At 40.1% G+C, this 12,809-nt stretch carries 10 protein-coding genes and 2 pseudogenes; 9 read left to right on the forward strand and 3 right to left on the reverse strand.

Annotation, left to right across the window (positions count from 1 at the left end; genetic code table 11):
• The first annotated feature begins 110 nt into the window (after positions 1-110).
• From argF to PluTT01m_RS23025, 4 genes are all read left to right on the forward strand, one after another.
• Positions 111-1,127 carry an ornithine carbamoyltransferase gene (gene argF, locus PluTT01m_RS23005; RefSeq protein WP_011148571.1) on the forward strand — a complete coding sequence of 339 codons (1,017 nt, stop codon included), beginning with the start codon at positions 111-113 and terminating at the stop codon, positions 1,125-1,127.
• 306 nt (positions 1,128-1,433) lie between these two features.
• Complete coding sequence (gene pyrB / locus PluTT01m_RS23015) at positions 1,434-2,357, forward strand: aspartate carbamoyltransferase (RefSeq protein WP_011148573.1); 924 nt, start codon at positions 1,434-1,436, stop codon at positions 2,355-2,357.
• A gap of 827 nt (positions 2,358-3,184) precedes the next feature.
• Positions 3,185-3,496 (forward strand): hypothetical protein, encoded by a 312-nt coding sequence (locus PluTT01m_RS23020; RefSeq protein WP_011148574.1) that lies wholly within the window; start codon positions 3,185-3,187, stop codon positions 3,494-3,496.
• Between the two features lie 10 nt (positions 3,497-3,506).
• Positions 3,507-4,889 carry an IS4-like element ISPlu9 family transposase gene (locus PluTT01m_RS23025; RefSeq protein ID WP_011144727.1) on the forward strand — a complete coding sequence of 461 codons (1,383 nt, stop codon included), beginning with the start codon at positions 3,507-3,509 and terminating at the stop codon, positions 4,887-4,889.
• Positions 4,890-5,080: 191 nt separating this feature from the next.
• Here the strand turns inward: PluTT01m_RS23025 and PluTT01m_RS23030 are convergent, their stop codons facing one another.
• The gene (locus tag PluTT01m_RS23030) at positions 5,081-5,875 is read right to left on the reverse strand and encodes a sulfite exporter TauE/SafE family protein (RefSeq protein ID WP_011148575.1); all 795 of its coding nucleotides are present in this window, start codon (positions 5,873-5,875) and stop codon (positions 5,081-5,083) included.
• A 108-nt stretch (positions 5,876-5,983) separates the two neighbouring features.
• On the opposite strand from PluTT01m_RS23030, the pseudogene PluTT01m_RS23035 reads away from it, so the two are divergent.
• Positions 5,984-6,200, forward strand: a pseudogene (locus PluTT01m_RS23035) (IS982 family transposase); the annotation flags it as partial.
• 91 nt (positions 6,201-6,291) lie between these two features.
• Here PluTT01m_RS23035 and PluTT01m_RS23040 read toward each other — a convergent pair.
• Both PluTT01m_RS23040 and PluTT01m_RS23045 read right to left on the reverse strand, forming a co-directional pair.
• Complete coding sequence (locus PluTT01m_RS23040) at positions 6,292-7,680, reverse strand: hypothetical protein (protein ID WP_041380415.1); 1,389 nt, start codon at positions 7,678-7,680, stop codon at positions 6,292-6,294.
• A 13-nt stretch (positions 7,681-7,693) separates the two neighbouring features.
• Positions 7,694-8,135: pseudogene (locus PluTT01m_RS23045) on the reverse strand (helix-turn-helix domain-containing protein); the annotation flags it as partial.
• A gap of 732 nt (positions 8,136-8,867) precedes the next feature.
• Here PluTT01m_RS23045 and pyrI point away from each other — a divergent pair.
• From pyrI to nrdG, 4 genes are all read left to right on the forward strand, one after another.
• Entirely contained in the window at positions 8,868-9,332 is a 465-nt protein-coding gene (pyrI, locus tag PluTT01m_RS23050; RefSeq protein ID WP_011148577.1) for an aspartate carbamoyltransferase regulatory subunit, read from the forward strand.
• A gap of 217 nt (positions 9,333-9,549) precedes the next feature.
• Positions 9,550-9,936 (forward strand): 2-iminobutanoate/2-iminopropanoate deaminase, encoded by a 387-nt coding sequence (gene ridA / locus PluTT01m_RS23055; protein WP_011148578.1) that lies wholly within the window; start codon positions 9,550-9,552, stop codon positions 9,934-9,936.
• Between the two features lie 250 nt (positions 9,937-10,186).
• The gene (gene nrdD / locus PluTT01m_RS23060; RefSeq protein ID WP_011148579.1) at positions 10,187-12,325 is read left to right on the forward strand and encodes an anaerobic ribonucleoside-triphosphate reductase; all 2,139 of its coding nucleotides are present in this window, start codon (positions 10,187-10,189) and stop codon (positions 12,323-12,325) included.
• 19 nt (positions 12,326-12,344) lie between these two features.
• A complete protein-coding gene (gene nrdG, locus PluTT01m_RS23065; protein ID WP_011148580.1) occupies positions 12,345-12,809 on the forward strand; it encodes an anaerobic ribonucleoside-triphosphate reductase-activating protein in 465 nt (154 codons plus the stop codon).

The raw sequence follows: 12,809 nt of genomic DNA on the forward strand, positions 1-12,809 counted from the left end.
GCGGGCTAACCACTGTTTACATCAAAGAAATCTAATACGGAGTTGAAATTGCATTTTTATAGATATAGATTGAATTTAAATGCAAACAATAAATACGGAGACACCAAACAATGAATCCGTTCCATCAGCGTCATTTTCTAAGGTTACTTGATTTTTCCTCAGCAGAAATTCATGCCTTGCTAAAGCTAGCTGCTGAATTAAAATCGACTAAAAAATCTGGTACAGAAAAAGCCCTGTTAACAGGCAAAAACATCGTGCTGATTTTTGAAAAAGATTCCACCCGTACCCGCTGTTCATTTGAAGTGGCAGCTTACGATCAAGGAGCAAATATCACCTATCTCGGTCCCAGTGGCAACCAGATTGGACATAAAGAATCGATCAAAGATACCGCTCGTATACTTGGCCGTATGTATGACGGTATTCAATATCGCGGCTATGCCCAAACAATCGTTGAATCGCTGGCAAAATATGCAGGTGTTCCGGTATGGAATGGGCTAACAGATGAATTTCACCCTACTCAGCTACTGGCAGATCTACTAACTATTCAGGAACATCAACCAGAAAAACCATTGTCAGAAATCAAATTCGCCTACTTGGGGGATGCCCGTAACAATATGGGTAATACCATGCTAGAAGCCGCGGCACTAACGGGTATGGATGTTCGGTTGATTGCCCCTGAAAAATACTGGCCCAATGCCGCACTGGTGACTGAATGCCAGAAACTGGCTGAAAAAACAGGAGGTAAAATTACTCTGACGGAAAATATCACCGAAGGGGTTAAAAATACCGATTTTCTTTATACCGATGTCTGGGTTTCTATGGGCGAGCCAAAAGATGTTTGGCAACAACGAGTTCACCTCTTGAAACCTTATCAAGTCAATATGGATGTGGTGAGTATGACAGGCAATCCACAAGTCAAATTCCTGCACTGCCTGCCAGCATTTCATGATGAAGAAACGGCATTAGGCAAACAACTCGCTGCTGAATTTAATATGTATGGAGGACTGGAAGTTACCAATGAAGTTTTTGAATCAGAGCACAGCATTGTGTTTGATCAAGGAGAAAATCGCCTGCATACCATTAAAGCGGTAATGGTCGCAACATTAGCAAATGATCTTAAAATTTAATTAGTTGGAATATCGGCAGGATTATGTCTTTAAAGATATGCTCCTGCCAATATTATTTTTCTTCGGTCAAATGTTTGCTGTAAGATTTTTCGCGAGTATAATGCGCCACAATTTGCCGGGAGAAATCATGAAAGACAGCGCTTATTTTTGTCATCAAGCACAACTGCCTGAAAGAAGGCAGCTAGCCGTCATTGTTTTCCCGTTGCTAAACCAATCATTTAACGCCCCTCAATGAGGGGCTTTTTTTTGCCCGGTAATCAATTCATGATCGCCACCCCGGATGTCAGCATTAGAGGAGAGTGAAAAATGGCTAATCCGTTATATCGCAAACATATCATCTCAATAAATGATCTGAGCCGCGAAGATCTGGAATTGGTGTTGCAGACTGCTGCTACACTGAAAGCCAGACCACAACCTGAATTGCTGAAACCCAAGGTTATCGCCAGTTGTTTCTTCGAAGCCTCCACCCGTACTCGCCTCTCTTTTGAAACAGCAATCCACCGCCTTGGCGCTTCAGTTGTCGGTTTCTCAGACAGCAGTAACACCTCTCTGGGTAAGAAAGGTGAAACGCTAGCCGATACTATTTCCGTTATCAGCCAATATGTTGACGCCATCGTGATACGTCATCCACAGGAAGGTGCTCCACGTCTGGCTTCTGAATTTTCCGGTGACACTCCGATTATCAATGCCGGTGATGGTGCTAACCAACATCCGACTCAAACCTTGCTGGATCTATTCACTATTCAGGAAACTCAGCAACGGCTGGATAGTCTGAATATCGCGATGGTTGGTGATCTGAAATATGGCCGCACGGTCCATTCGCTATCACAAGCACTGGCGAAATTTAATGGCAATCACTTTTATTTTATCGCCCCGGAAGCATTGGCAATGCCAAACCATATTCTTCATATGCTGAATGAAAAAGGTGCGACCTACAGCCAACACGCTAATATTGAAGAAGTATTACCGGAGCTAGATATTCTTTATATGACCCGCGTACAGAAAGAGCGCCTTGATCCATCCGAATATGCCAACGTAAAAGCACAATTTGTTCTGCGTGCTTCCGATCTGATCGGAGCGAAAGAGAACCTCAAAGTTCTGCATCCATTGCCACGTATTGATGAAATCACTGCCGATGTCGATAAAACGCCCTATGCTTATTATTTCCAACAGGCAGAGAATGGTATTTATGCTCGTCAGGCTCTACTATCTTTAGTTTTAAATGAATGATTAAAGTAACGAGAATATAATTGACCATGTTAATTTTATATTTAAGTTAATCCAAAATACTTCTTGCCCATTAACGGGCAAGATAAAATTAAAATTCGTTAAATAATTATCTTTTAACCTGAAAAATAATTTAAATTCAGTCTTTAAATAAAGATAATAAACAATTTTCCATAGGAATAACAGAAAACAATAAAATAAGAGGTATCATAATTATGAAAAGTTATTTATATCCATTGAATATTTAATTCTATAATTAAGATTATACCCTATGGATTTCAAGATGCATCGCAGCGGCAAGGGAGCGAATCCCCGGGAGCATAGATAACTATGTGACCGGGGTGAGTGAGTGCAGCCAACAAAGAGGCAACTTGAAAGATGACGGATATAGATATTCTTTTAACTATAAAATACCCTATACTTATTAATATTGAAAATAAATATTAATCTTGGATTTAATTGTTTATAAATCAGTTCAATTTTAATAATTAATCCTTTAGGCATTAAATAATTTATTAAACTTTAAATGACAATTTTAAATCCTATATTATCCATTAATTTTAAATATAAAACAGATACTTACTCTATTACCTATTTTACAATCCCCCAATAATTACACTAAAAAAACAAAAAAGTATGAAGTGTAAATAGCTGCTGAAAACCCTCTACCAACCATTTAACCTAACTTAAATTTCAACATTAACAATATACCCTATGCCAATGTTTCTGCCTCATTTCTGCAATAAAGTCAGAGCAGTCTGTCATAAATACCTCCAGCCAGACACAACAGACACTAAACCCGAAGTTACAATTCTACCAGTAGAGGAAACATGATGACTATTTGGACATTGAAACAAATTGTTGCACTAGCACAAGCAAATTCATCGCCTTACAGAGAACTTTACGCTGGTCTAAGTCCTGAAAGCGCCACTCTGTTGGATCTGCCGGTCCTTTCTCATGAAAGATTAATGGAAATTGTTCACAACAAAGATGCCATCCGTTTCTTTAATACCGATACGAGTGCAGGCATTATCTATCAATCCTCTGCCACAACCTGTCTTTCCTACACAAATATTTTAACCCGCCCCCGCGTTATTGAACTTTTCCCTCATAGATTGATCTCAATAAAAAACACGACTTGAGGTAATCTTTATGTTTTCAACCAGCGCCGAACAATGGGCAAATGACACGTTTCAACATGCGGAATTAGGTGATAAACGCCGTACCAACCGCCTGGTGAAAGTGGCCTGTTCGTTGGCTAACCATATAGGACAATCGCTCGTGCAATCTCTTGACTCTCCTGCCGATGTTGAAGCGGCCTACCGACTGACCCGAAATTCCGCCATTGCGCCTCAGGCCATCGCCGAAGCCGGATTTACCGCCACCGTCGCTCACGCTCAACGTTATCATTGCCTGTTAGCGCTGGAAGACACGACAACCCTGTCATTTTCCCATGCGTCGGTCGCCGATGAACTCGGCTATACCACCTCAAAGGAAAAATCCCGGGGCATGCAGGCACACTCGGTGTTGTTATTTGCGCCTGAAGAACAACAGGTCGTGGGGTTGATAGAGCAACAGCGCTGGTGTCGAGATGTCAGTGATTATGGCAAAAGCCGACAACGCGATACACGCCCTTATGAAGGGAAAGAGAGTTATAAGTGGGAACGGGCCTCACAAGCCGTCGACAGCCGGTTAGGGGAGCAGATGGCCAACGTGATTTCTGTCTGTGACCGTGAAGCCGATATCATCGAATATCTGCGTTATAAAACGAGCCAAAAACAACGTTTCGTCATCCGTTCGATGCAAAACCGGCGTATAGAGGAAAGTCAGGATAAACTTTATGACTTTATTAGCCGGTTACAGAGTGCTGGAGAACGATTAGTTCAGGTCAGACAGAAAGGCGGGCGTCAGGCGCGTGTCGCGCATTGTGATATCAGTTATGCCGAAGTGACGTTGAAAATCCCCGAAGGAAAAAGCGGTGAGGCGGTGCGGATATTTTATGTCGGTTGCTACGAAAAAGGTCCGGAGGATGGGCTTTGCTGGCATCTTCTGACCTCCGAACCCGTCAACAGTCAGGAAGACGCCCATAAAATATTCAGTTATTACGAGCGCCGCTGGCTGATAGAAGAATTTCACAAAGCGTGGAAAACGGGCGGCACGCAGGTAGAAGCGCTGCGTATGCAAAGCAAAGATAATCTGGAGCGCATGATAGTGCTGCTGGCCTTTATTGCGGTACGAATACACCAGCTGCGTTTTATGGGTCTGAACAAAGAAGAGGCAGAGAAAGAGAGCTGTGAGACAGTATTAAGCCCCCTGGCGTGGAAATTACTGTGGTCAAAACAAGAAAAACGCCGTGTGCCGAAAAAAGCCCCGAGTTTGCATTGGGCCTTCATCAATCTGGGAAAACTGGCCGGCTGGTACGATTCCAAACGCACGGGTCGAGTCGGATGGGAACGACTTTGGGAAGGCTGGTTTCGGCTGCAAACCCTGATAGACGGCTATTTGCTGGCTAAATCAGTTGATTTGGAGATCTGATCAAGAGACAGGCCACAACGGGGAAGCCTAAAGCTTACGCTAGTACCTTATATCACGCCTACCTTGCTTATATGAAAGGCAATAACCTGAATAAACCGATTTCTGTAACCCGTTTATGGATATGCCGGGTGCATTGGCAGAGTACGATCAGCATTACCTGCGCAAGATATAGGTTATCAAAAGTAGATGTGTTATGAAAATAACATACTTGATCCAATAAAATACAATAGTACTGTAAAGGCAATTCTTAGTTTTCTTTCTGGAAGAGTATTGGCTAATTTTGCTCCTAACAATGCTCCTGGTATTGTTGGTATTATGAATAACCATAGATAATTATAATTTAAAAAACCTATATTTCCAGGTGGTAAGTTATTTTTATTTAGGCCGAGTGATATCATAAATATTAGTACAAATACAGAATACAACCAGACTACAACAGTTGTTGTCCCTATTGATTTTTTAATATCTAAGCCAATGCTCTCATAATAAGGAACAACAAATGAAGCTGCCCCGGACAAAGTTGATATTAATCCTAGTAAAAAACAGCCAATATAACGAAATGACCAGCCAAGATCTCTATTTGTATTATTTTGTTGGGTATTAGAAATTAATTTTTGTGTTGACCTAATCGCCAAAATTAGTGTTGCTAAAGAGAAGACATATATAACCGATCGGCTTGAAACAACAGTCATGGTAAAACAACCTAGTATTGAACCAATTATAATTAGTGGAGCAGACCATTTTAGAACATTCCAATCAATATGGTTGTATTTGTGATGTTTAACAATAGCAACTAGACCAGATATCATTAGAGAAGCTATCATCGTTGTGATGCTAGTTTGCATGATATAACTAGAATTTGGGTTAGCATAAGATAAAAATAAATAAATTGTAGGAGTAAAAATCAAACCCGCTCCCCCACCAAAAAGCCCAGATAGTATACTTCCAGCAAATGCAGATATTATAATTAATATATCTATATACATACACGCACCTTACATTAACCCGAATTCTGGATAAGAAATTGACGAAAAACCTGTTCCAAGAGCAAAGTTTTGGTACACACCAAAAACAGCTCCGAGGTGGAATGGGCTATGGACAACTTAGTTGAAATTTTCTGTGATGTCGATGATTTTTTTCCATTTTTTCATCTCTCGATGAGAACAATTTTATCTCGATAGCGGGCATCGTTTACGCCTCCGACAAGATCACATGTATCCCAGTGAAATCATGACCATTTTGATCCTTTTTCTGTCACATTACCGTGATTTTAAAAATTTTTATCTAGAACACATTTGGAAATATCGCCACGCAGCAGAAGTTGCAGCGTCTTGATTTTAGAGATTTGATTACACCCTTCTGTAGCGAAATCAATTCCACCTTCTATGAAGGCAGATTTTTACTATAGGATAAGCCAATCTCTGCACGAAATAGCTCTACTAAATATTGAATTATCATTTATAACATCTAGCATAGAATAGCTATTTTGTATCAATTCAAGCCTTACTAATTCTGGATCTGTTTTATCTTGAAATAACCTAGTTGCAGTGTGAAATCCTCGATTTATACCAAGACCATGTCTAAAGTCTGTGCTAGCTAAACTATCTCCGACAGCGCAAGCTGTTACTGAAGAAATTTGATTATGTAATGAATTATTATCATTCGAAAAGATAAGATTAATTTTTGTTGTTACTTTATTTGTTGATAACCATCTCTCGGCTCTAGATGGTATAAAAATAACTCTAATTTTCATTAAATCTAAAAAGTTTTCTTCAAGATTAGCATATGTGTTTTCTATAGTTACTCTTTTATTTATTATCCTACGAACGACTAAAGCAAGACTGTCTGCCTCTGACCAATTGAAACCTTGCAAGTGATTAATGAATTCTAATCCATTAATACCAGAAAGTTTATTTCTTCTAATCATATTGAATAAGTCAACTGCTCTTTTATATAGAAAATGATCTTTCTTAAGAGATGTTATTTTTTCTAAGAATGGTGGTAATTTTATTGAAAAAGGTGTTGTATCAAATTTTAGAAATGGTAATTTGGTACTCCTGTGATTTATAGAATACCCACATTCTTCAAAAAATTCACTAAATTTATCAGACGGATATGAGAATTCAGCTACAGATGAGTTTCCTTCGCTAAAAAAGATTGTATTTTCATGACAGTCATGAAATTCAGTTTTTTTATTTTCAACATGAGACATTTCATGTTCTGGCCAGGTCATTTTTAGAGCTGAACCGTATTCATGCTCACTTTCGAATTGAATGCCTATTGTTTTATTCATTAAGATGGAATGGTATCCAGTTGCATCTACAATTAATTCCGGGTTTAAATTTTTTAAAATACTATTATCATCAAAGTGCTCTGTAAAAATAGAAATTGAAACAATATCCTTGTCAAAGGACATATCTTTTAATCCTACCATGAAAAAACGATTTTTATAAAATTTTTCCATATTTTCTAGAATAGTGGATTGTATGTTTTTTATACTCATGTGATCTAAATCACTATACTTCTTCCGATTATCTTCATAATCTTCTTTAAGTACTCCATAAGGACACTTTTTCACTATTTTTGGAAGATAAGAGAGAGAAAAAAGCTTTCGATGAAATTGTACAACCATTGATCTTTCCGCCCAGCCTTTAAAGGTGTAAGCAGAAATAAATCGCTTATCTAAGATCAATACATTTTCCGCAAAATTATTTTCTAATATTTTAAAAGCAGAAAATAGACCTATTGGGCCAGCCCCTAAGACAATAACCGTTTCGTATTTATTATTCATATATACCCACTTATTCCATAAAGGCCCGTTGCTGTTCCGCATTGAACTTGTGTGGTACGCCGGTCGGTTTTTTATAACTAAATCCATTGTGTGGTGCTCATGCCGGGAACGGTGTAATTGATATCCCACCACGCTTCGACAAGACGGATAACAGCCTGTGTGGTGGGCAGAAGATTCGCGGTCAGATAAGCGATAAGTTCCTGAGTCTGTGTTTCGCTGAGATAGCCCTGAGAATCGCCATTGTCGGGCTTGAGTTTGCGGTGATTAAGGTAATCGCTGATATGACAATTAACGGTCGTTTCATGAAGACGCAGAGCCTGAGCGATCATCACTGAACTCCAGCCCTCAGAGGCCAGCAGGATCGCTTTGATACGATCACATTCCCTCTTATCACGGCAGGTGTGATGGAAGTGTTCAAGTTCGGCTTTTTGTTCATCGGTAATGAATATTTTCATGACTGATACCATGAGCCTTAGATACGTTTCTTAGTACTTTTTAAAAACTCTTGAATTTTATATAACTCAATTAGAGCATTCTTTAATCTCCCTTGGATCCACATTATAAGATTAAATACTGAACTCACCATGCTCTCCATTTAAAAATAATATCATGGGTAAATCGATTTTCTTTTTGAAATAGCACCCATTTATAGAAAATGGCGTGTTCATAAGTAGATTTTTTTATATATTAAAAAACATGCCTTCATTTTAAATCATTTCAAAAAAAATTAATACTGTTTTTATATGAATTTGCTTTTTTAATTTCAAGTATTTATTTTTCATTTTATTAATTATGCCAATTTATTATTAACTTTTAATATATTTACAGAAAATTAATATTTTTAATTATTAACCGTCATTCCGCACCTAATTCCTAATTTAAAATAAGTATTTCTCGACCAACTAGCCGGCTTTCATGGGACATACAGCTGCCTTTCTGTACTTCAAAATGAAATTTCACTATTCTGTGCTAACTCACACTCTCTGCGGTGATATGGCTTTCTGATATTCCTTGGTAGATTGTCCTGTCAGGAGGAGATTGGGAACAATTTGTAGTACTGAATCACCGGCGCTTTATCTGGATAAACGAGGTACCACCGCCTAAAATGGAAGACGTGTCGATTCTTAACAATATTCTGGAGGATGAATACAGAAAGTTGTCACTAAAATGTATTCATACAAAACACTATGACCCAAGATCATAAACTACAAGTCGAAGCTATTAGATGCGGTACGGTGATTGACCATATCCCGGCTCAGGTCGGCTTCAAACTACTCTCTCTGTTTAAGCTAACTGAAACCGATCAACGCATTACCATCGGCCTGAATTTACCTTCCAATCGACTAGGTAAAAAAGATCTCATCAAAATCGAAAATACATTCCTGACAGAGCAGCAAGCTAACCAACTTGCTATGTATGCACCGAATGCTACGGTGAACTGTATTGAAAACTATGAAGTTGTGAAGAAACTTCCCATTAACTTGCCTAAGTGTATCGATAACGTATTAGTCTGCCCTAACAGCAACTGCATCAGCCACAATGAACCCGTAGAAAGCAGTTTTCGAGTCAAAGTGACAGTGGAAGATGTGGTGCTAACCTGCAAATACTGCGAGAAAGAATTTGACCGCAATGTGGTGATTCTCAACGATTGAACGATCTATACCCGTTATCTTTCAAGTTGCCTCTTTGTTGGCTGCACTCGCTCACCCCGGTCACATAGTTCGCTATGCTCCCGGGGACTCGCTCCCTTGCCGTCGCGATGCATCTTGAAATCCATAGGGTATATGTCAGTTGCTGAGGCAGAAGCGGGCACTATAATAGTACCCTTGATGAAATATTTATTCAGTTATCACATTAACAGGAGAACCTATGTCATACGAGATTAATACCAATAAAGCCCCAGCGGCAATTGGTCCATATGTTCAGGGGGTTGATCTAGGCAATATGGTCATCACTTCCGGCCAGATCCCAGTCAATCCAGAAACAGGTGATGTCGCAGAAGATATCGCCGCTCAAGCTCGTCAATCACTGGAAAATGTTAAAGCTATCGTTGAAAGAGCAGGTCTCACTGTAGGTGACATTGTTAAAACAACTGTCTTCGTTAAAGACCTGAATGACTTCGGTACCGTTAACGCAACTTATGAAGCATTCTTCAAAGAACACAATGCATCTTTCCCAGCCCGTTCTTGTGTTGAAGTAGCCCGTCTGCCAAAAGACGTTAAAATCGAAATCGAAGCTATCGCGATTCGTAAATAATCCCTGCCCTGTTTTCTACAACCCCTTGGTTAGTTACTGACCAAGGGGTTGTACTTTTCACTGAACCTTAAAATATTAAGTCTCCATTCTTTGTTTCAGATCAAATGAGATCGTGATTATCCCACTCAAAATTACTATATATTGTGTTTAAATATAAAAATAAGACTATATATAGCAACATCTATCTTCAAACTGGATATCAAAACGAGAATAGTTTGCCCTTCGGATAACATTCTCAAGGAGTCATATTGTGAAAACTGTTGTGATAAAACGGGATGGTCGCCAGGTACCATTTGATGAAACACGTATCAGAGATGCCGTAAAACGGGCCACTTCTGCCGTTGGCATGACGGATGATGAGTATTGTATCCAAGTTGCATCCGCAGTAACGCAATCAATGGCTGACTACAGGCAAGTTGATGTACAAGATATTCAGAACGCAGTAGAACATCAATTGATAGCAAACAAGCATGATCACCTTGTCCACCGCTATATTCAATATCGTCACGATAGGGATACTGTCCGAGAATTACACAGCCGACTTAATCAAGAAATCCGTGGCTTAGTTGAACAGAGTAACGTTTCCCTACTCAATGAGAACGCCAATAAAGACAGCAAAGTGATTCCAACTCAACGGGATCTGCTGGCCGGGATTGTTGCTAAAAATTATGCCAAACAATATATTCTGCCGCGTAATGTGGTATTAGCCCACGAAAAAGGCGAAATCCACTATCATGATCTCGATTATTCCCCCTTTTTCCCAATGTTTAATTGTATGTTGATCGATCTGAAAGGCATGCTAACTCATGGGTTCAAAATGGGTAATGCTGAAATAGAACCACCAAAATCCATTTCAACCGCAACGGCGGTAACGGCTCAAATTATCGCTCAGGTTGCCAGCCATATTTATGGCGGTACCACCATCAATCGTATAGATGAAGCATTGGCCCCCTTCGTTAAAGCCAGCTATGAAAAACATTTGGCGATTGCCGAAGAGTGGGATATCACTGATAAAAAATCTTATGCCGAAGTACGAACAGAAAAAGAGTGTTATGACGCTTTTCAATCACTGGAATATGAAGTTAATACACTGCATACCGCCAATGGGCAGACTCCTTTTGTCACTTTTGGCTTTGGTCTGGGTACATCAAAAGAATCCCGTCTAATCCAACAATCTATTCTGCGTAACCGCATTGCTGGTTTGGGTAAGAACCACAAAACAGCGGTGTTCCCCAAACTGGTATTTGCTATCCGTGATGGCCTGAATCACAAACTCGGTGATCCTAACTATGATATCAAGCAACTGGCTCTCAAATGTGCCAGTAAGCGCATGTACCCAGATATTCTTAACTATGATCAAGTGGTTAAGGTCACAGGCTCCTTTAAAACCCCAATGGGTTGTCGCAGTTTCCTCGGTGTTTATGAGGAAAGGGGGGAACAAATTCATGAAGGACGCAATAACTTAGGGGTTATCAGTTTGAACCTGCCTCGGATAGCTATCGAAGCCAAAGGAGATGAAAAACATTTCTGGCAATTACTAAACAAACGTCTGGCACTGGCAAAGCAAGCACTAATGACCCGTATTACCCGCTTGGAAAGTGTCAAAGCACGAGTTGCACCCATCCTTTATATGGAAGGTGCCTGCGGGGTTCGCTTGAAAGCCGATGATAATATCGCTGAAATCTTTAAGCATGGCCGGGCCTCTATCTCCCTAGGCTATATTGGTATTCATGAGACCATTAATGCATTGTATGGCAATCAAGTTCATCTATTTGATGATCAACAATTACGTGTAAAAGCACTCTCAATTGTTGATCATCTGCGAAAAGCCACTGATCAATGGAAAAAAGAGACAGGTTATGGTTTCAGTTTGTACAGCACACCAAGTGAAAATCTATGTGACCGTTTCTGCCGCCTTGACACCGCTGAGTTTGGCGTGATTGAAGGAGTGACAGACAAAGGTTATTACACCAACAGTTTCCATCTTGACGTTGAAAAGAAGGTCAATCCTTATGACAAATTGGATTTTGAAGCGCCTTATCCATCACTAACAAATGGTGGCTTTATCTGTTACGGCGAATATCCTAATCTGCAACATAATCTAAAAGCACTGGAAGATGTCTGGGATTACAGCTACTCACGTGTCCCTTATTACGGTACCAATACCCCCATCGACGAATGCTATGAATGTGGATTCACCGGTGAATTCTCCTGTACCAGTAAAGGGTTTACCTGCCCACGCTGTGGCAATCATGAACCTTCCAGAGTATCAGTCATCCGCCGCGTCTGTGGTTATCTGGGAAGCCCTGATGCCCGCCCATTCAATGCAGGTAAACAAGAAGAGGTGAAACGCAGAGTAAAGCATCTGACAAATGGGCAATTAGGCTAATTTAAGGCAGGCTGATAACGTGAATTACCACCAATACTACTCTGTTGATGTGGTCAACGGCCCCGGAACCCGCTGCACACTATTTGTCGCGGGGTGCGAACATCAATGCCCCGGTTGTTATAACAAAAGTACCTGGCGGGTGAACTCCGGCCAACCATTTACGCAGGAAATGGAAGACCGTGTAATTTTTGATTTACAGGACAAACGTATTAAACGACAAGGGCTATCTTTATCTGGCGGAGATCCCCTACATCCACACAACACATCCGCAATCCTGCAATTGGTAAAACGGGTTAAAACAGAGTGCCCAGACAAGGACATTTGGCTTTGGACAGGTTATCGGCTAAAGGAACTTAGCGAAATTCAACAGGAAATTGTCAGCTATATTAATGTGCTAGTGGATGGCAAGTTTATACAAGAGCTTTATGAGCCCGGTTTACTATGGCGTGGTAGCTACAACCAGATTATTTATAGATTAAGATAA

Origin of the sequence: Photorhabdus laumondii subsp. laumondii (genome assembly GCF_003343245.1) — a bacterium.
In the GTDB taxonomy this organism is placed as follows: domain Bacteria; phylum Pseudomonadota; class Gammaproteobacteria; order Enterobacterales; family Enterobacteriaceae; genus Photorhabdus; species Photorhabdus laumondii.